Below are 19,173 nucleotides of genomic sequence, written 5' to 3'. Positions count from 1 at the left end.
CATGAAGACAGGCGGTTGTTTAAAGACTTATAGGGCGATTTTTAATCTCATTATGAAAGCGTTTAAATTATCCTTTCCGAATGGCTTAAAAATTGACACAGCTTGCTTTGCCGCTCATACCATAGGCGTTAATTCAATCAGCTGCACCTCATGCGGTTTCAAGGTGGAGCCAATCACCGTCCCGTTCTCCAGGTTCAATACTTGGACCTGTCTTGACGGAGAGCTCTGCTTAAGATAAGCGATATCCTCAGCCGTCAATGATTCCGGTGCCCCCATTTCCACCCATCTGTCGTAGCTGCTGCCGGTTTTGCGGGTAATCGTTTGAGTAACCATACGGTACGTTCCCAGAGGCAACCCGCTAATAGCGATGTCGATTTTTAAGATTTTCTCTTCCTTGAATCCGTTATACCTATGCGTTTCATCTATAAACGAAGTGTCGCCGAGAGCGTAAAGATCATCATAATGAACGTAATTATACGTCATGATTTGAATGGTATCTCCACGGGCAGCCACGATATATCCATCCCCGCGTGCAATCAGCGTCTCCCCCAGCTTGCCCAGCAGCCCGTACGCATGCATGGCGGGCTTCGGGATCCCATATTGGGCGATGAGCCCAAGTCCTCCGTGAAACAAACGCGGTGACGGGAACGTTTCCTCAATGTTGTCGCTCAGCACCCAGTAACCGAAACCGTCGATGGAATCAAGATTATCGAGAATATTTTTGGCGATATAGGCGGCCTTGTATAAGGTATCGTTCGTCAATTCGCGGTGATAGGCGGTCGAATTCCATTCCGTCATATATACCTCGCGGCCGGATAATCCCTGGTCAGCTAACAGCTGTAGCTCGATCGCGAGTCTTTCCCTAAGAAAATCGGGATTCGGCGAAATCCCTCCGAATTTCTCCAGCAGCTTCCGGTACAGATCTTCGTCCTGCTTGAGATCCGCTTCCTCTTGTTGTATTCGTTTTTCGATTTCTTCATGCGGATAAAAATGCAGCGGAATGAAGTCAGGAAGACAATCGTTCTTCCGGCAAAACGCGAAAAAATTCGTCGCCGTTTCCGGCGAAGTCACGGTGATGATCCGGCCGGGCGCGCCGATCTTCAGTCCTGCGGATAACCGTTTGACGGTTCTGTAGGTGGCCAAATACAGCTCATGATATTCCTGAACGGATCCGGGCCAAAATACGATTAATTCCGGCTCGTTCCAGAACTCGAATCTCCAGCTCTCGACCTCCGCCGCACCGTAACGGTTCATGCAGTGGCGAAGGAAGCAGTCGATAAGTCCGCTCCATTTATCCAGCGACTTCGGCGGACTCGTAAAGCTGGCTCTGTAGAACACCGTCTTCCCGGGATCGGATGCCAGCGCGGAGGGCATAAATCCCAGCTCTACGAACGGCTTCAAGCCAATCGACAGCATAAAATCGAACAGCTGGTCCACCTGCCTGAAATTGTAGCGCGGCCGCCCTTCCTCGTCTTCATCATATACCATCATCCCGTCGTCAAAAATCCCGTGAAAGCGTAAATACCGGAACGGACAGTATTGCTGGAGATAGATCAGCTGTTGTTGTACATCGGCATGCAGCCCTTCCTGCGCTTTCCCGATCGTGATGAGATTTTTCCATGTATGCTTCAGTCTTCTTCCCTGAGCGGCCGCGTTCACCTCATAGGTCTTCGTTTCGATTGCCTGGATCGTTTCAACCTCCAACGATTCGGTCCGCCGTAAATACTGACGGATGATCCCCAGTGCGCTGGATTGATTAAACTGAAGATAATTCGAAGAGATGTCTTGCTTTTTGGCTTCCGTCTCCCGGTCAGGTCGATACTGTTTACGGTATTCATGAGGGGTCTGACGGTATTTGTTTTTGAACGCCGTGTAAAATGATTTGGCATTGGGAAATCCGTGGCTTAACGCCAGATCCGCGATCGGGAGGTCTTCATATCGAAGCAGCTCCTCCACCGCGTTCTTCAACCGGATGCTTGTCAGATAGGATTGGAAATTAAGCCCGATATTTTCACTGAAAAATTTGGACAGATAAGGTACGGACAAAAATTCTTTTTTGGCGATCGATTGCAGGGTGATCGGCTCATTGTAATGCTCGTCGATATAATTGATAATACGGAGCATGCGCTCCATATATTTCTCGTTTATCGCGCCGCCGGTTTCGGAGGATTTGAACTGCTTAATGAGCATGGAAAACACGGCCAGCATGCGGATTCCCATATCCAGCTCGTACGCCTCTCCTTTTTTCTGCTTCAGCTCGACCATCTCAGCCAGCATCTGGCGGATTCGGTCCAACCCGCTTTTCTGTTCCGGCCGGACCGTGGAAGAATTGCATTCGAAGCGGATGTCCTCGATGCCTTTAATGTTTTCCTTCAAAAACACCATTGGAATCAGGAACGTGGCGATAATGTTCATGTCCAGCCCAATGACCTCATGGACATGGCTGGAATTAATCACAAATACATCGCCTTCGGTTATCGTGTGGTGCTCCGTTCCGACGGTGACTTCCAGGTTGCCGGAAAGCACGAATATGATCTCCACGCTGTTATGCCAATGGCTCGCCACGTAATTTACCCGGTGCAGCGATACATCAAACGGCAGATCGTCCGCTGTCTCCACCAATTCAAAGATGGACGTTTTCAAAGATGTCCCCCCAGACAAAGATTGCGTATCTTTTTTGTACTATCGTCCATTATACAAAATAGTATGCTTCAAGATCTAAGCCTATTGTACAGAAATGCGGCAACCTCCCAAACCTCCAATCAAAACAAATTCACCCTGATCGAAGTCTTAAAACCGCGACCAGGGCATTTTGTTGTATTTGGATTTATCCGTATCTTTTATTCTGCTTTTTCGCCTTTTTCGGCGTAGCTCATATCACCTACGGATTCGATGTTGTACGTACCGTCCTTGTAAATAATCTTCGTTACACTCGCATTTTCCAGACCCGCGGGGGGAACTTGGCCAGGATCAATTGTTTGAAGGAGGGCGCTGATCGATAAGCCATGAGAAACGACAAGCACATTGCCGCCGCCGTTTACGGCTGTTTCATGGCTGATTTCATCCAAAGCCGTTCTCAAGCGAGTGGAGATCGCTTCCCAATTCTCGGCCTGTCCGGTCTCGTCCGAGGCGGCAATCGTGTCAGCAATTTTCCCCATATCAGACTTCATATCCAGCTGTTTCATATCGGTGATCCCTAAACCCTGCATAATCACGTTCCACATATTCGCGTTCAGGTCCCCTTCGTACTTGCCGAAATTCCATTCCCGCAGATTCTTGTCGGTCGTAAGCTTCACATCTGTTTGTCCGCTCTCTTCAAGGACGAGGTTCGCCGTTTCGATCGCCCGACCGCTGTCACTGCTATATGCGGCAGCGAATGGAATCCCCTTCAATCCCTTTCCGAGCTGTCCGGCAACCGTGACACCGGGCTCCGTCAGCGGCGAATCGGCCCAGCCTTGCACGCGATCACTTGTGTTCAGCATTGTTTTTCCGTGCCTTGTAATATACAAAGTAACCGTGTTGTCCTTGCTTGCAGCCTGTTCGGAGCCGCACGCCGCCAATGAAATGACAAGAGATAAAAGAATGGCAAGAAAAAGCACATTTCTAAGTTTACCCATACCCTATTCCCCCTAAGTAATATCTTTTTCAAGTGAAAGGAAGCCTAACGTCGGAAATACAAACATGTCGGAAAGCGCTTCCAAATATAATTATAAAAAGAAACGCCGTCTGGCGGAGAGACAGCGGTTTATCGTTTTCTGCGTCATCAATTAATTAAAAATTTCAATATTATTGGCTCGTTCCAGGATAAGAGGTTAAATAATTACCCATACAATCTTTTCATTCCATCACGCCCCGTGGGAAAAGGCCCAGCCTGCAAAGGAGCCAAGAGGGTTAGTTCATCCTTTACAGGCCGAGCGTGATGAAACTGCTAAGTTGCACGGACACCATGGATCACCTCAAATTGGCAATCGGTTCTGTCCCGTACTTTTTGCCGCCCCCCATCAACTGAGCCCTTACATCCGCAAAGCCCTCACCCGGCTTGCGCAGGGCTTCCAAAACAACCTGCGCGTTATACCCGTCATAAAAATCATAGATCTGGCCGGACTCTCCATTTAGAATCTGAATGATTTGCTTCAAGATCGGCAGCGGGCTGACGACATCATCGACAGGTACAGGCTGCAGATCGGTGTTCTTGCCGCTTAGGTATAAGTTGCACCAGTTCTCCAATGCCAAGGTTCCTTCCTCACCGTGAACCACCAGGGAGACACGCTCCTCCCCTTCCCGTTGGTCGGTTCCCGACAGGCGAATCTCAATATCATTATGTAATCGGAGCACGGCCTGGACTCGGCTTTCGGACTGATTCGAATCCGGCGGAAACTCGATCTCGCTCTTCACATGCGTAATCGGCCCGAACACCTGCGGGATCATCTGGATCCAGTGAATGCCAACCTCCAGCAGGTATCCGCCCTGCTGCCTTGACGTGATCCATGGATTCTGCTGCCATGCCCTCGGCCACTGCGGAAACTCCAGGTACAACTCCATGCCTTGGATCCCGCCGATCGCTTGCTCCTCTAGCAATGCCCGCAGCTTTAGAACAGCCGGGTCTAGCGGAAGCGAGAAATGAACCGCATGGAGCACATCGGCCTTCTCGGCCAGCTCCACCAGACTCCGGGCTTCGGTCAAGCTGTTGGCCAGCGGCTTCTCGCAGAAGACGTGGATGCCTTTCTCAAATGCGATCCGGGCCACATCATAATGCAGGGACGGCGGAACCGCGATATACACCAGGTCAAGCGTCACCTCATCCAGCAGCTGGCGATAGTCGGTGTACAGCCTTGGATGAATCCCTGCTTCCGCAGCTTCACGATGCAAACTGGATTCATCACTGTCGCAAATGGCGACCAACTCGATCTTTTCCGTATATTGGGGCAGTAAGCGGTGAATCATATGCCGACCCATATGCCCTAAGCCAATGACGGCCATTTTTTGTTTCATCATCCTGTTCTCCTATTCCATTCGCGATTGAATTTTGCCATTGCATGCACGTCACTTATTATAGATCAAGGGGCTGCAGCCCGTACACTTTGATATACGATACTGATCCGTTATTCCTTTGGATTCAAAGCGCAGGGCACTTTCTTTCTATGCTGGTAGCTGTTTAAACCATTTTTTTTAAAACCTTTTTCATTTTCTTCTTCGCTCGTTGAACTCGTTTTTTACAAGCCTCCACAGAAATCCTCATCTCTTTAGCCGCCTCCAACATCGAGTACTTATCCAGAGCAATCTTTTTAAGTAATTTATAGTCCTCACTATTGGTTAAGTCAGAGTACATAAAATCAATATCGAGTACATCAAGATCCCCAGGGATCATGTTTTCATCTAACTTTAAGGAATTAATGAGGTACGCCCGACTGCGAGCTTTGTTTTTAATAACATACTTTAGCGTATTTAATAGCCAACCTTTCGGATTGGGGCTATATAAAAGATTGTCGGCTTTAGCACACGCAATTCTAAATGTGTCCTGAACGGCTTCTTCAGCCAGTGAACGGTCGCTCAACATGTTTTGTGCATATGAAAACAATAAAAAATACATTTCTAAATATAATGCTTTAATAACACGTCGTTGGTCATCATTTAGAACCATCCTCTCACCACCTTCCCCGCATACCAATTCTCCAATTAAGGGATTATTTTATATAATTTCATAATATTTGGTATTTATGGTTTACTCGATAAGCGGGTTAAAAGGGGCAATTTAACAATTTCTTCAAAATTTGAAAAAAGGCTGGGGACATCGAAAGGCAGGATGGGGAATGAAGCGGTGGCGAAAGGAAAAAATGAAAGCAACCTAAGTCCGAACGAAACTGGACTCAGGTTGCTGAAGATGGTTTTAAATGACGGTTTACTTTACGGTAGTCAGTTCAAAAAAGTTGCCTTCTCTTTATTTATGACTTGAGTCTAAATTATTTGCGTAGCGGCGCAGCGACTCCTTGAGGCGGGTTACTTCGTTATCAATATGTCTATCGCTATCATAAGACCAAGTAACAGTCTCAGTAGCAATAGATGTTTGCGGGTCATCTGCATTAGCTTCATCGGTCAGCGCGGAGCCGGTCCATAGAATCCCCACCAGAGCCAAACAAAAGAGTAAAATGCCCGCCTTCTTCCCTTTCGGGTCCATAATTAAAGATATCCGATTTTTCAAGTCTTTTTTCCCTCCATAAAAATTACTTGATAATCCTGTTTGGACCTTCGCTCCATTCCTGACGACAGCAATAATTGTTTCCCCGTATTGCATTCGCCGTTGATGATCTGCATTCTGTAAAACCAATGCATCACAGGAAATTTCACATTGTTTCGCAGCCGCTTTTGCCATAATATAGACAACCGGATTAAACCAATGAAACGCGGTTGCCATCAGAATCATGGCCTTATACCAGAGGTCGTGCCGTTTGTAATGAATCAACTCATGCTTTAGAATCAGTGACAATACATCGTCTGAGAGTTCCATAGGCGGAAGTAAAATGACAGGCCTGAAAAAGCCAACGAGCATTGGATTTGTAATACTCTCACACACGCTTAACCCTACAGGTTTGTTTATCCTCAGTTCCGATCTCACACGGTCCAAAATTCCCAAAACCTTCACATCGAGAACAGGCTCACTCCATCGGCGTATCGTCTTTATGAAGCGACCATGCCGCAGAGCATGATACAATACAATGCTTACAACGCCACATCCCCAAATTGCTGCAAGCAACCACCACAAAGGGATTGTTGCCCAATTGTTCTCCATATCCCTTACAGCCATGAACGACATTGATTGGGCAAAAGCTACAGGAATATCCGGTATAGGCACATGGAAAATTAACGGGTCGATCTGTGGACGAAAGGGAATTATCCAGCCTGCCGCAATCAGCAGCCAAACCCTATACATCCACTTTGCGGCATATCGTTTTGATAAAATGGGCCGTACTGCCGTATACATAAGCGTTATCAACGACATCGAAACAGAGCATTGAATCAGGGTTACTAAAAATCCCTGCATATCACTCCCTCTTTTCTTTCAGCCACTTTTCCAGTTGGTCTAGGTCGCTGTCCTTTACCTTATTACCGGCATACAGCGTAGCAACCAGGCTGAAGAAGGAGTTCGCATGAAAACGCTCCATAAAGTCACCTGTTTCAAATTTCAGGTAGTCCTCCTTGCTAATGAGCGGAAAATAAATACGCTCTCTTCCCTTTTTCTCAGTTCGAATGAAACCTCGTTCCATCAGCCGTAACATTAGGGAAATGACCGTCTGCGCTTTCCATCCCCTTTCGTTTCCAAGCTGTTGCATAATAATATGGGTCGTTACAGGTGGATCATTGGCCCAAACCACTTTCATAATGTCAAACTCCGCATCAGGCAGCTTTTTCATCGTTCTATGGATCAACTCCTTTAAGACAATTGTCTACCTAAGATTCTACATTTGTCTTATATACATGTCAAACCTAAACAATCAAGATAAAATCTGGATCGTCATGATAATGCTTTTATCGGTACTGACTCTTCTCCTTCTACTCACACCTAGCCTTGCTTTTGCGAATGATCAACAGGACTACAACTCCCTGTCACAACAGGAACTTGCGTATCAGGATATTGACGTAGCGCCCGAGGAATGGAAGGATGAAATCTTGGACGCAAGGAATTCTATCATTTACAGCACTTCTTGGACCGTTGATGGCCAGGTTGCGTATGAGCTGCCGGATGGAACCATTGAAGAACTTCCTGAATTTTCCGACCTGTTTCCGGACTGGGACGTTCCTAGATTGAAAGAGGACGTGCGCAAACAACAGTTAGCTAAGCTTACAGCTTATGATTTTCAGATCCTAGCCGCGAATTATGTAGGGTTTGTCTATCTATTTGAACCATCCGATTCTTCAGCGACACTGCCGTTTTACACCTTTTTCACCAGCGCCAGCAGAGTTACAATGACAGCTGACTCTTTGCCAGGGACAAGCTATAATGGCGGATTCACGAATATTGACACTGGCGCAGACCTCGGTTATGTAAATAACGTTAAGCAAGGCGGAAAAATATATCTTACGAACCCTAAACGTAACACTGCTTATGGAGCTCGTGCGAGTACCTACAGCACAACCGGATATGCGCAAATGAGTGTAGTTGATGGTTAATCCCCCATAAGATCTCATTGCTGGTAGAGATGATGCTTCACCCAAAGTAGTTATTTCTACTAAAGCGATGATTATTGGGGATGTCATTCTTAAACTTATCGCTGCTAAAAGATTATTAAAGCGCCACGCCTCATGAAAACAGGCATGGCGCTTTCTCTAGTCATCAATAAATGCTGACGCTCTACCAATCCCTTAATTTTATACCTTACTACCGATATTTTTTGGGTCTGGGGTACTCAGTACTTCTTGCAGGCATTCCATTCACTCCACACCCTTCAACGACTCAATCATATGAATCCGCGTCACCTTTTTCCGAAGCATGAGGTTGGAGAAGAGGGTCAGGATGAACGCCAGTACAACCGATGCCAGCATAATCACAAGGTTTAATTGATCCGGAATTTGCTGATGCGTACTCGAAAGCGCCTGGATGATGATGGAATAGACATAACCGCTGATCGGCAGGGCGACAATAACCGCAAAAGCGGTTAACAGCATGTTCTCAGAGAAAATCAACCGGTTGATTTTACGTTTGGGATAACCTAATACCTTCAGGGTGGCAAGCTCACGATTCCTTTCGTAAATATTGATGGAAGAGATCGTGTAGATGGCGCCAAAGGACAGAATGACGGCACAGATGATAAACATGATGAAAATAAAGCTGTTTTGCTTCAGCATATATTGCGCAGATTTCTTGAGATCATCCTTGTCCACAATGGCCTCCACCTGCGGGTCCTGTTCGAAGAAGCTGCGAACGCCCGCCAGATCGGCAGCGCTATGGACGCTCACTAACAGAGAAGAAGGATCGTAGTCGATACCCACACTCTTCATATAATTCGGTGTGCTGTAGAACGATGGATTCGAGTATTGTGTGGAGATATCCAGAACCTTCATATCGACGATGGTTTGGTTAAGCTCCGGTGCCGTGAATTGAAGCTGGATTGTATCCCCTTCAGCAATATGATATTGATCCGCGTAAGATTTCGGTACCAGCACGCCATGATCCTCTAACGATAGCCGGTCGCCTTGTTCATCATAAAAGCGAATCAGCTCATTATCCTGCTCCGTAACCACCAGCGTAGCGTTTTCTTTGTTTTCCCCTCGGATGAGTTCCACAGGGTAGGTGGACAACCCATAACGTTCTGCTATGCCGGACGGCAGTGCTGCCATATCGGGGAACGATCCTATCGCATAATCGACTCGTAAATCATACGTATTCACCTCTTCAATCTGGCCGGCTACCTTGAGCAGGGCCGTCTGCGTGCCAAAAGCCGTGATCAACAAAACCGTACTGACCACAACGCCAACGGAGCTTGCGAATGCTTTTTGTTTATTTAGGAATATATTTCGTAGAATGATCTTGTAGCTGTAGGGAAGCCGGCTCCACATGCCCGGAACTTGCTCGATGAGCAGCTTCTTCATCTTCTTGGGCGGTTTCGGACGCATCGCCTGGGCAGCACGTTCTTGTAGGATCGCTCTGCCGCTGAAATAGCAGGACAGCATGCCAAACGCACTGGAGCAGATCATCGGAGGTAGGAGCGTAAAGAACGAGAGGGTGAATGTCAGGTCAGGCAGGGAGTAGCTTCTTCCAATCGACGTTGTAATGAGTGGAATGAATAGAGCGGCGGCGATGGCATAGCCCAAGATGGAGCCGATGACGCCTGCCAGCACAGGGTAGCCCATGTAATGCAGCATGATGCTTCTTTTTTTCACCCCTAATGCCTTCATAATGCCCACTTGATTTCGCTGGGAATCGATAATCCTCGACATGATCAGAAACAGAATCACCGCTTCAATCAAAAAGAGAACGATCGGGATCACCCTGCTCATCAGCTTATTATTATGAATCGTCTGCTGGGTCTGGGAATAGTTGAAGGTCCGTTCTTTACTGACCTGGCTTATATAAGGGAGGGACTGGGAATGTGCTTCAATGGCTTGGCCTAACTGGTCCATATCGTAACCGTCCTTGGCATCAATCAGGATCTCATTGTAGAACATGCTGCCTGCGATTTCAGGTATGGTCTCTTCGGGGATATAAGCGATTCCATAAGCTTGATGGTCCTGGGTTTCGTTCTTCTTGGCATGCTCCACATTTTCATTCAAGCCGCTAATCGTGAACGTCATGTCCTTGTCATTCACACGGAGGCTGATGGTATCACCTACACGGTAATGATGTGCCTCGGCATAGTGGGAGTCCAACAGGATCTCATTCGGCCCTGCTGGCATCCTGCCCTCCATCATCCTGGATGTGTTGATTGCATTAGGTACAGGGATCGAATGCACCGTTAATAAGGCTTTATCACTTTCAAAAGCCTGTTCGGCCTGAACGGTATAACGCCCTTCGATATGTTGAATGCCTTCGATGTCTCGTAAACCGGCCACATCCTCTGCGGAAATTTGACTGTAATAGACGTTCAAGTCGCTTAGATTATGTTCTTGAAAATACCCCTTCGTATAGCCGCTAAGATTGTCGCTCAAGGTGACCAGCCCCGTGTAGAAAAAGGCTCCCACCGCAATAACCAATACTATGGCTATGAATTGTCCTACCGATTGCTTCATGTCCCTTAATAGTTTCAACGCTAAAATCTTCATCACCACTCGATCCCTTCAACGCTTTGTTTGTGATCGTTAATCGTGATGCTCTCGATCTTCCCGCTCTTGACGCGGATCACTTTATCCGCCATCGGCGCGATGGCCGAATTATGGGTGACCAGCACGACGCATGTCTTCGTTTCCTTATTTAAATCTTGAAGAAGCTTTAAGACCGACTTTCCTGTCACATAATCCAAAGCACCGGTGGGCTCGTCGCAGAGGAGCAGCGCGGGATTCTTGGCAACCGCTCTGGCAATCGCAACTCGTTGCTGTTCGCCACCAGAGAGCTGGGAAGGGAAGTTCTTCAAACGATCCGTTAGTCCAACCTTATGTAAAATATCACGGGCGTCCAGATGGTCCTTACATACCTCTGTCGCAAATTCCACGTTCTCGAGCGCATTCAAATTCGGAATCAGGTTATAGAATTGAAAGACGAAGCCAACCTGCTCGCCGCGGTATTGGGTTAATCTCTTCTCGCTCCATCCCGTAATCTCTTGATCCCCAACAAACACTTGTCCCGAGGTAGCGGTATCCATCCCGCCGAGAATGTTCAAAATCGTGCTTTTCCCCGCCCCGCTTGCTCCTAGAATCACTACGAATTCCCCCTCCCGGATCGAAAAATCAACCCCCGCAAGGGCTTGAATCGTTACTTCGCCGATTGGATAGGCCTTGGTTACGTTTTTGAATTCGATTAACGTTGTCACTTCGTACATCTCCCCGTATTGGATTTTCCGGAAATGGGTTGCCTGCCATTCCCGGTCACTTGTGAAGAAACTACCGTTTCTCACTAACCGCTGGTTTCATTCTATATCCATCATATCTAGACTCATGGATATTTCTTCCTGCAGCCGATGTATTTACGTATCGGTCTTCAGAAGGGTCTTTGTCGCCGCTTCTCCCGCTTAACATCATGAACACAAAAAGAGTCATATAGGTGAAACAACACCTACATGACTCTTATACTTCCTATCTGAAATTGCAACACAATCCTTTTATTCTCTGTAGTAAGCGTAAAGCCTTCGATGACGGCATCCTCGAATGAAGCTTTTGCTATTCATTTGGTGCGGCGGTCAACGTACTGCGTTGTTTGATTTTTTGTATGGACAGATTCAAGCTGTAATTCCCATAATCGAGAAGTTTATTAAGAAAAAGATTCAGCTGATCTTGGGATGAAACTTTTATCGTTAAATGGTAACAGCCTTCTCCCGAAATACGATGCGCTTCCACGATCTCATGTTGATCCATAATAAAACGAATAAACGAATCGTGATTTGCTGTTTTCATATGAATAATAACAAATGCTGTATAAGCAAGCCCTAATTTCATTTCATCGATGATTAGGGAATAGGCTGTAATTACACCGCTCTCCTCAAGTTTTTTGATACGATTGCCTACTGCTTGTCCAGTCATATGAATTTGTTTCCCTAAGTCTTTCCATTGAATCCTTGAATTTTCGGTTAGTAACCGAAGGATCTGATAATCCGTTTGATCAAGTTGCATACCATAATCCTTTCACCGTGAAATGATTTGATGTAAAAGCGTTTCATCGAAGCATCGATTAAATTCAAGATGTCCTTTATCATTTTACTATACAGTAACCCTTATCCCAAAGTGGACAAAGGGAACCTGTATTGGTTACTTGGCCGCTGAGTAAACTATATCCAAATCAAAAAAGGAGTCTATTGCCATGAAAATACAGCTCATTCGAAATGCGACACTTGTTGTCCAATATGCAGGGAAGAAGTTTTTAATCGACCCTTTTTTGGGAGAAAAAGATACGTATCCGCCTTTCCCTAATTCGTTACGCCAAGATCGAAACAATCCTTTGGTTGGCTTGCCAGCCTCGGTTGGCCATATTATCAGCAACTTGGATGCTGTGATAGTCACTCATCTACATTTAGACCATTGGGACGATACGGCTAAAGAGGCGCTGCCAAAAGATATTAAAATGTTTGTACAAAACGAAGAAGACGCGGCAGAAGTCAGAAACGCCGGTTTTCAAAAGGTAGAAGTGCTGCAAGAAAATTCAGCCTTTGGAGATATTCGATTAGTTAAAACTAAAGGCGAACACGGCAGAGGAGAAATATTACAACTTGCCGGACATGTGTGCGGTGTTGTCTTTAAGCACCCTAACGAGAAAACATTGTATATTGCTGGAGATACGGTTTGGTATGAAGCTGTTGGGGAAGCCATCGAAACACACAAACCGGAAATCATTGTTGTAAATGGAGGAGATAATCAATTCCTTCAAGGCGGATCTCTAGTAATGGGGAAAGAGGATATCTACCATGTTTATAAAGCCGCCCCTGAGGCGAAAATTATATCCGTCCATATGGAAGCAGTTAATCATTGGACATTATCAAGGGAAGAATTAAATATCTTTACTGACGAAAAAGGAATCTCCTCTAATGTTTTGATTCCACATGACGGGGAATCCTACACGTTTTAGTGTATCGATGGATTAAAGCCAAAGTTCCTACAAGACCCTAAGAGCTTCTAGGGTCTTTTTTCTTGCCAAAACAGCTTTTAAATAACCACAAAAGCGGGTTCAGGAATTATGGTCTTTATCGCCGCTTCTCCCGCAGCATACTTAACACAAAAAGAGCCATATAGGTTAACAACGCCTACATGACTCTTATGCTTCCCATCCGAAATTGCAACACGAGCCTCTTTTACTAATGGTATACCTATATACTCTCCGGTTTCCGTACCGCGTCGAAGCTTGTACGATGAACGAGTCTATAAAAGCGTCTCTGAAGCCAGCGTAAACCCTTCAATCGCGACATCTTCGTCGACTTCAATCATGATGCAGCGTTTACCTTGGAAATTCACCTGTTTGACATACCTTAAATCCTGCGGGCTAATGGAAATCGTAGCTACCTTGGTTTCGATCTTAATGGATTTGGAGGTATACTTCGGCATGACGCTGGTTGCTTTCATCTCATAGTTCTTGTTGTCCACGATGGTTTCGAATGCCCGCTCCACCTTCTCGGTCGTCACGTCCTCTACGCCGCTTGCGTTCAGTACGCGCTCCAGATCTTTATAATCCAGCTTCGGAGGTTCTTCCTCCTTCGTCTCTTCGTTCATTTCGATCACCCGGTTGATTTCCTCGTACACCTGGGCAATGGTGGCTGAATCGAGCTGTTCGCCGGCTACTTCCTTGACGATATCTTCGAAGATCGCCCGCTCTTCAAGTGCCGTCACGGATCTTTCTCCGTTCAAGACCTGTTCGACAAAATGCGGATCCGGAAAATTCGATTTCCCTGTACAATACAAAATACGATTCACATCGGAATAATTGTCCGTCACGCTAGGGTACAGGAATCCTTGCTCCGGCGTGCTTAACTTGATAATCGGATCTACGATGACATTGTACTTGAACTCCCGCTCCACATAATCGAACAAGAGCGTCTTCCGTTGTTTCTCCGTAGAATTCACGCTGCATAAAATGAACGGATGGGCGAACACCTCGTTCTTCTCGCTCTCTTCCGCTTCATCGTTTCTCGCCTTGGTCGGCAAATAATACTGTCCCCGAACGAATGTGACCACCATATCCCGCTCATATTGGGCATCCTTCAGCATTCGATCCACCAGCATCAGCATCAAGTCCTGCCATTCTTCCGGATCGCCCGACACGAGCGCTTGGTGAAGCATGACCTGCGCCGGTTCCTCCGCTGCTTCCTGAAACCTCAATTCGAACAACTTTTGATCCAGTTCGCCGGTCAGCAGTTTTTTGAAATTCCCCATGTATAACTCTTGCTTCTCCCGATCCACCAGCTCGAACGGCAGGCGCTCCCAGTGGTAGATTTCATTCGTTTCCTTCGTAATATAGACATTGAGAATATCGTAAATATTCATTAAATCGTGATCCAGCTTAAATTGCTTGCGTATATTGGCGACTTCTTTTTTGTTCATATCCGATTCGGCAGCTCCTTCAATATAATCTGGCTTATCTAGTATAAATTATTGGATCGTAAATTGGTAAGCGATCTTGAGGATTGCCTTGCTGCGCCTTGGGTCCATTCTCCTGCGGCCCTGATCCTCTATTGTGGCATATTTGATTACCCGAGTCGAGTATATTTCCTTGAAATAACATCTGACTTCATTGTGTGTATTTTCCTTTTTCCGGACACGCAGAATTATGGGAAATATCAAAAAAGGAAGACACGCCGGTGATTATCGCTCTAAGGGTGGTTCCTTGCTTTTCTTGCATCAAGTTCATCAGGGGAGTCATGCTCTCGGAATAAAAAAATGGCGATACGGGTTCGTTCCGTAGCACCATTTCATATTTCATGTTACTCTGTTGCACGCCGTTTGCCGCCGAGCACATTAGATGGATACCCGATGGCTATCACATGCTCACATGTGGTCGCTGCCGAGCGAGGCTAATGCCTTGCGAGTTACAGCTTACCCGCAGCTTTCACTTTCACAAGCAGCGCATTGCCCGGCAAGTACGCAATCGGGATGTCCTCGACGGACACAATCTGTACGGTCTCCGGATTCGCGCCAGCTGCCGTTGCCTCGTTCATGGCGCTTTCCTTCGCATCGCGGATGACGTCGTCATAACTCCAGTCGTCCAGCGAATATATCCGCTCCGACTCGCCGCTAACCTCTCCCAGCGCTGCGCCGATCGCGTTGGCCGCATCATAGTTGTCAGGCCGGATGATTCGGCTTGCCCCTGCCAGCGTATCCGGTACCAACAGACTGCCGCCGCCGACCAGAATGACATCGACCGGGTCGGCACTCGTTTTCATCCGGTCTATGGCATCCTCCAGAATCTGCTGCATGACGGCATCCACCTTGCCGCATACCGCTTCGTCCACGGCATTCGCGTTGGTGCCCGGCCATTCTGCACGGCCCAGCTTCACGGCTACGTCTGTCGTCGTCAGCGTATCTCCGCCAAAGATGCGGGCCCGTGTCGTCAGCTTGTAGCCCACGCTGTCCGGGCCAACCTTCACGCCGCCTGCGTCGTCCAGCCGGACGATTGTACCGCCGCCAAGGCCAATGGACAAAATGTCCGGCATCCGGAAATTCGTGCGAATGCCGCCGATATCCACCGCTGCCGACGACTGGCGCGGGAAGCCTTGCACGAGCACGCCGATATCTGTCGTCGTGCCACCGATGTCGACGACCAGCGCGTCGCTAAGCCCGGACAAATGCGCCGCGCCCCGAATTGAATTCGTCGGTCCGCACGCAATCGTCAGAATCGGGTAACGAAGCGCATATTCGCTCTTCATCAACGTGCCGTCATTCTGGCAAATGTACAGCTGGGCATGGATGCCGAACCCGTTCAGCGCTTCCTCAAAGCCGCGCACCACGCCTGCAATGACTTGCAGCAGCGCCGCATTCAGCACGGAGGCATTCTCCCGCTCCAGCAATCCGATGCTGCCGATCTCGCTGGAGTAGGTAACCGGCATTTCCGAACCCAACACTTCGCGCACGATCTCTCCAACGCGCTTCTCCTGCTCACGATTCACAGGAGCAAATACGCCGCATATCGCCACAGCGTCGACTTCGCCGCTCATCCGGCGGCACAGTTCGGCGATCTCCTCTTCATCCAGATTGGCGATCTTGCGGCCGTCATACTCATAGCCGCCAGAGGCGACATAGCTATGCGGCCCAACTGCCGCGCGCAGCGATTCGTCCCAGCCGGCCAGCGGCGGAACGGCTGTTGTTGCCGGAGCGCCGATGCGAATCAGGCCGACCCGGCCAAGATGCTTGCGCTCCACGATGGCATTGGTGCAATGCGTGGTGCCGAGCATCGCATAGCAAATGTCTGCTCCATTCACGCCGCTCTCCTGCAGCAGCCGACGAACGGCCTCCACAATGCCTTCGTTCACGTCGGCCGTCGTGTGGACCTTCACCTTGTGCACGCAGCGCAAGTCGGAATCCAGCAGGGCAGCGTCCGTATTCGTTCCACCCACGTCAATCCCAATACGGTAGACCTGGTTTGTGTCAGTCGTAGTTACCTGGGTCATTTCGCCGCACCTCCTTTCGAAGCCAACGTCTCGATCGGCACATAATCAAAGTCATAACCGAAGTATCTCGGCCCGGCCGTCTCGATGCCTTTCGGCGTGCGCCATTTGTCATCGCACGGTAAACCTGCTGCCGTTACCCGGGCACCATACTTCAAGTTCTCCGTCGTCACCGGCATCCCCGTATCCTGATCCAACAGCGTAATCAGGTCAGGCGTAATGGCGAGCGGTTGATCGTCAACGGTAGCGAGCAGGAACTCATTCTGGAAAAACAGCCGCATCGTTTTTCCCTTGTTCTCGCCGGTACCTTCGAATACCGCTTCGCCGCGCGTAAAACCGCCGTCCATGCGGCGACGGATATCCACGGCCTTGCCATGGAACAGGGCATGGCCATTCAGCTTCGCGAGCAATTCGCGCACAGGATTCAGCTTCTGCTGCTTCGCTTCGAACAGCGTCCGCCCGATCGCATAGGCGAGCGTCAGCGTCCCGCCGATCGCGCTCCGCTTCGCCTGGGCGCCGGATACCGGATAATCGCAGATGGAGGCAGATCCCCCCATCTCCACCGTCAGTGCACGCGCCATCCGCTCTTCCCACACGCCGTCAATCGTATGCATCAGCGCGCTGTTGCCGCGCTCGTCCGCCATCGCCACCGGGCTGCACGGGATGCCTTCCAGATGGAACGTCACCATCTGCGATTCTGGAAACGCACGCCCCATCGCATCGGCATCGACGAGCGGAATTCCGCGCTGCGCCGCCGCAATGACCGGAACGAGCGAGTTGCCGCCGCCGACCTCGATCGGCATGACAGCATCCACCTTGCGCCCGAGCTCTCTCTCCATCAGATCAAGCGGTTTGGTCAGCTGTTCAGCCGAAGGGATTTTCTCCAGCATCACCGTCGGTGCTCCGATCATCGATACCGGCACGATAAGCCCTTCATCGTCCAGCTCTTCGAGTTGGGCGATTCGAACCGGGCCATACTTACGGATCGCCTCCATGGCCATCAATTTTCCGACATGAGGATCTCCACCGCCGCCCGTGCCAAGCACCGCAGCTCCTATCGCGATATATTCAATGGCTTGTTCATCCAATGTGGTTAATCTGGTTGCCTTGTTCATGCTTTCATCCCTTCTTTACTACCCATTTGCCTATGATTGCTTGTACGATAAATGCCATCAAGAAGCTGTCCAGCGCCGGAACCTGCGTCACATGGAACCATCCGAGCCCATCCGGGGCCATCGTTGTCATGAACCCGAAGAACGTGGCGATGACCCATACGACGATGGAGCGAGGAATCCAGCTCCGATTGCTGTCCAGCCCGTCAAACGAGAATTTATTTTTGTTCACCAACAAATACTCAGCCGTATATATGCCGCCCAGCGGTGCAACAAGCATCGTAATGTACGTCAGGAACGTCATGAAACGGTCATAAATGCCAAAGCAAGCAAGTGCCGTCGCAATCAACCCTGCAATAATCGTGATCACGGATTTAGGCACCCGTTTGAAGACGACGGAGAAGCCCAGCCCCGCGGAATATAAATTGTTCGTATTGGTCGTCCATTGTGCCAGTGTCAGCACGATAATCGCCGGAATACCCAGTCCGAGCGTCAGAAGAATGCCCGTCAGATCGTCGGAATCCATCGCACGCGACAGGAAGATCGCAATGATGGTCATGAAGCTGTTGCCGACAAAGAAACCGATAAACGCGGCGGTAACCGCATGCTTTGGCGTTCTGGCCCAGCGCGCGATGTCAGGGGACAGCGCCGTTCCAAGGATAAAGATACCGATGACCAACGATATCGCCGTCCCCATCGGCAGGGCCTCACCCTCGAACGGTGACCAGACGGTGCTTCCGCCTTCCCCGTTAAGCGCCATGACCAGCGCGATAATAATAAACACGACGAGCAGCGGTACCGACCAGACGCTTAATTTTTCAATCGCCCTGTAACCCCAGATCGCCGTGGACATCATGAGAAGTCCACCAATGATCGACAGTACCCAGAGCGACCAATGCCAACCCCATAGCTCGCTTAACGCCGTCTGGAAGTTGGAAGCGAAGAAGCCGACCTGAACGCCGAACCAGCCCAGCGATGAAATGCCGAGAATGACCGAGACGATCAGCGCCCCTTGGTTCCCGAACAGAAACCGACTGATCATGGCCGTCGACAGGCCCGTTTTGGCTCCCACATATGCGCAGACAGCCCCGATTATGCCCAATATGGCTGAACCAACGATGACCGCCGTAAACGAGTCGCCGATGCTCATGCCAGCGCCGAGCTGTGCACCCAAAAACATCGCGGACAGGTCAATGCCGATTGCAATCCAGACAAATGCCATCGAGAGCCACGATTTCCGCAAATGCTGGGGTACGGGCTCCCGTTCGTAATCTTCTATTTTCGTATCATTTCTCATGTTCCACCCTCTGCTTTCTGTACCATCTTGTTGA

The 19,173-nt window shown here is 48.8% G+C and carries 16 protein-coding genes; 2 read left to right on the top strand and 14 right to left on the bottom strand.

Annotated features, from left to right (window positions below):
* Nucleotides 1-114: 114 nt before the first annotated feature.
* The 6 genes from MKX98_RS05520 to MKX98_RS05495 form a co-directional block, all read right to left on the bottom strand.
* A complete protein-coding gene (locus MKX98_RS05520; protein ID WP_339221899.1) occupies nt 115-2,643 on the bottom strand; it encodes a helix-turn-helix domain-containing protein in 2,529 nt (842 codons plus the stop codon).
* 197 nt (nt 2,644-2,840) lie between these two features.
* The gene (locus MKX98_RS05515) at nt 2,841-3,617 is read right to left on the bottom strand and encodes a histidine phosphatase family protein (protein WP_339221897.1); all 777 of its coding nucleotides are present in this window, start codon (nt 3,615-3,617) and stop codon (nt 2,841-2,843) included.
* Between the two features lie 334 nt (nt 3,618-3,951).
* Nucleotides 3,952-4,995, bottom strand: a complete 1,044-nt coding sequence (locus MKX98_RS05510) for a Gfo/Idh/MocA family oxidoreductase (RefSeq protein WP_339221895.1) — start codon at nt 4,993-4,995, stop codon at nt 3,952-3,954.
* 160 nt (nt 4,996-5,155) lie between these two features.
* Nucleotides 5,156-5,641: a sigma-70 family RNA polymerase sigma factor gene (locus MKX98_RS05505; RefSeq protein ID WP_339221893.1), complete on the bottom strand. Its 486-nt coding sequence runs from the start codon at nt 5,639-5,641 to the stop codon at nt 5,156-5,158.
* 297 nt (nt 5,642-5,938) lie between these two features.
* Nucleotides 5,939-7,039, bottom strand: coding sequence for a M56 family metallopeptidase (locus MKX98_RS05500; protein WP_339221891.1), 1,101 nt, complete (start codon nt 7,037-7,039; stop codon nt 5,939-5,941).
* 1 nt (nt 7,040) lies between these two features.
* The gene (locus tag MKX98_RS05495) at nt 7,041-7,409 is read right to left on the bottom strand and encodes a BlaI/MecI/CopY family transcriptional regulator (protein WP_194541060.1); all 369 of its coding nucleotides are present in this window, start codon (nt 7,407-7,409) and stop codon (nt 7,041-7,043) included.
* Between the two features lie 64 nt (nt 7,410-7,473).
* Between MKX98_RS05495 and MKX98_RS05490 the strand changes: the two genes are divergently transcribed.
* Entirely contained in the window at nt 7,474-8,166 is a 693-nt protein-coding gene (locus tag MKX98_RS05490; RefSeq protein WP_339221888.1) for a hypothetical protein, read from the top strand.
* Nucleotides 8,167-8,427: 261 nt separating this feature from the next.
* On the opposite strand, the gene MKX98_RS05485 is transcribed toward MKX98_RS05490, so the two are convergent.
* The 3 genes from MKX98_RS05485 to MKX98_RS05475 all read right to left on the bottom strand — a co-directional run bounded on the left by MKX98_RS05485 (nt 8,428) and on the right by MKX98_RS05475 (nt 12,255).
* Nucleotides 8,428-10,755 carry an FtsX-like permease family protein gene (locus MKX98_RS05485; protein WP_339224325.1) on the bottom strand — a complete coding sequence of 776 codons (2,328 nt, stop codon included), beginning with the start codon at nt 10,753-10,755 and terminating at the stop codon, nt 8,428-8,430.
* A complete protein-coding gene (locus MKX98_RS05480) occupies nt 10,755-11,459 on the bottom strand; it encodes an ABC transporter ATP-binding protein (protein ID WP_339224323.1) in 705 nt (234 codons plus the stop codon). Before MKX98_RS05480 ends, MKX98_RS05485 begins: the two co-directional genes overlap by 1 nt.
* A gap of 346 nt (nt 11,460-11,805) precedes the next feature.
* On the bottom strand, nt 11,806-12,255 hold the full coding sequence (locus MKX98_RS05475; protein WP_339221886.1) for an Lrp/AsnC family transcriptional regulator: 450 nt from the start codon (nt 12,253-12,255) through the stop codon (nt 11,806-11,808).
* 187 nt (nt 12,256-12,442) lie between these two features.
* On the opposite strand from MKX98_RS05475, the gene MKX98_RS05470 reads away from it, so the two are divergent.
* A complete protein-coding gene (locus MKX98_RS05470) occupies nt 12,443-13,204 on the top strand; it encodes an MBL fold metallo-hydrolase (RefSeq protein WP_339221884.1) in 762 nt (253 codons plus the stop codon).
* 290 nt (nt 13,205-13,494) lie between these two features.
* On the opposite strand, the gene MKX98_RS05465 is transcribed toward MKX98_RS05470, so the two are convergent.
* The 5 genes from MKX98_RS05465 to MKX98_RS05445 form a co-directional block, all read right to left on the bottom strand.
* Nucleotides 13,495-14,670 (bottom strand): DUF4317 domain-containing protein, encoded by a 1,176-nt coding sequence (locus tag MKX98_RS05465; protein WP_113059428.1) that lies wholly within the window; start codon nt 14,668-14,670, stop codon nt 13,495-13,497.
* A 187-nt stretch (nt 14,671-14,857) separates the two neighbouring features.
* On the bottom strand, nt 14,858-15,049 hold the full coding sequence (locus MKX98_RS05460; RefSeq protein ID WP_339221881.1) for a hypothetical protein: 192 nt from the start codon (nt 15,047-15,049) through the stop codon (nt 14,858-14,860).
* Nucleotides 15,050-15,155: 106 nt separating this feature from the next.
* The gene (locus MKX98_RS05455; RefSeq protein WP_339221879.1) at nt 15,156-16,733 is read right to left on the bottom strand and encodes a hydantoinase/oxoprolinase family protein; all 1,578 of its coding nucleotides are present in this window, start codon (nt 16,731-16,733) and stop codon (nt 15,156-15,158) included.
* Nucleotides 16,730-17,845, bottom strand: a complete 1,116-nt coding sequence (locus tag MKX98_RS05450; protein ID WP_339221877.1) for a DUF917 domain-containing protein — start codon at nt 17,843-17,845, stop codon at nt 16,730-16,732. The genes MKX98_RS05455 and MKX98_RS05450 overlap by 4 nt, the downstream gene beginning before the upstream one ends.
* Before the next feature lie 4 nt (nt 17,846-17,849).
* A complete protein-coding gene (locus MKX98_RS05445) occupies nt 17,850-19,139 on the bottom strand; it encodes a cytosine permease (protein WP_339221875.1) in 1,290 nt (429 codons plus the stop codon).
* Nucleotides 19,140-19,173 lie beyond the last annotated feature (34 nt).

It is taken from the genome of Paenibacillus sp. FSL W7-1332 (assembly GCF_037969785.1).
Classification (GTDB): Bacteria; Bacillota; Bacilli; order Paenibacillales; family Paenibacillaceae; genus Paenibacillus_AQ.
Note: the sequence above shows the minus strand (reverse complement) of the source record. Positions and strands in the feature narration are given on the sequence as shown.

Coding starts and splice junctions, on each gene's coding strand:
- MKX98_RS05465 (WP_113059428.1), bottom strand. CDS start 14,670: ATGAACAAAAAAGAAGTCGCCAATATACGCAAGCAATTTAAGCTGGAT.
- MKX98_RS05445 (WP_339221875.1), bottom strand. CDS start 19,139: ATGAGAAATGATACGAAAATAGAAGATTACGAACGGGAGCCCGTACCC.
- MKX98_RS05470 (WP_339221884.1), top strand. CDS start 12,443: ATGAAAATACAGCTCATTCGAAATGCGACACTTGTTGTCCAATATGCA.
- MKX98_RS05485 (WP_339224325.1), bottom strand. CDS start 10,755: ATGAAGATTTTAGCGTTGAAACTATTAAGGGACATGAAGCAATCGGTA.
- MKX98_RS05515 (WP_339221897.1), bottom strand. CDS start 3,617: ATGGGTAAACTTAGAAATGTGCTTTTTCTTGCCATTCTTTTATCTCTT.
- MKX98_RS05495 (WP_194541060.1), bottom strand. CDS start 7,409: ATGAAAAAGCTGCCTGATGCGGAGTTTGACATTATGAAAGTGGTTTGG.
- MKX98_RS05455 (WP_339221879.1), bottom strand. CDS start 16,733: ATGACCCAGGTAACTACGACTGACACAAACCAGGTCTACCGTATTGGG.
- MKX98_RS05510 (WP_339221895.1), bottom strand. CDS start 4,995: ATGATGAAACAAAAAATGGCCGTCATTGGCTTAGGGCATATGGGTCGG.
- MKX98_RS05475 (WP_339221886.1), bottom strand. CDS start 12,255: ATGCAACTTGATCAAACGGATTATCAGATCCTTCGGTTACTAACCGAA.
- MKX98_RS05505 (WP_339221893.1), bottom strand. CDS start 5,641: ATGGTTCTAAATGATGACCAACGACGTGTTATTAAAGCATTATATTTA.
- MKX98_RS05500 (WP_339221891.1), bottom strand. CDS start 7,039: ATGCAGGGATTTTTAGTAACCCTGATTCAATGCTCTGTTTCGATGTCG.
- MKX98_RS05450 (WP_339221877.1), bottom strand. CDS start 17,845: ATGAACAAGGCAACCAGATTAACCACATTGGATGAACAAGCCATTGAA.
- MKX98_RS05460 (WP_339221881.1), bottom strand. CDS start 15,049: ATGAAATATGAAATGGTGCTACGGAACGAACCCGTATCGCCATTTTTT.
- MKX98_RS05490 (WP_339221888.1), top strand. CDS start 7,474: ATGTCAAACCTAAACAATCAAGATAAAATCTGGATCGTCATGATAATG.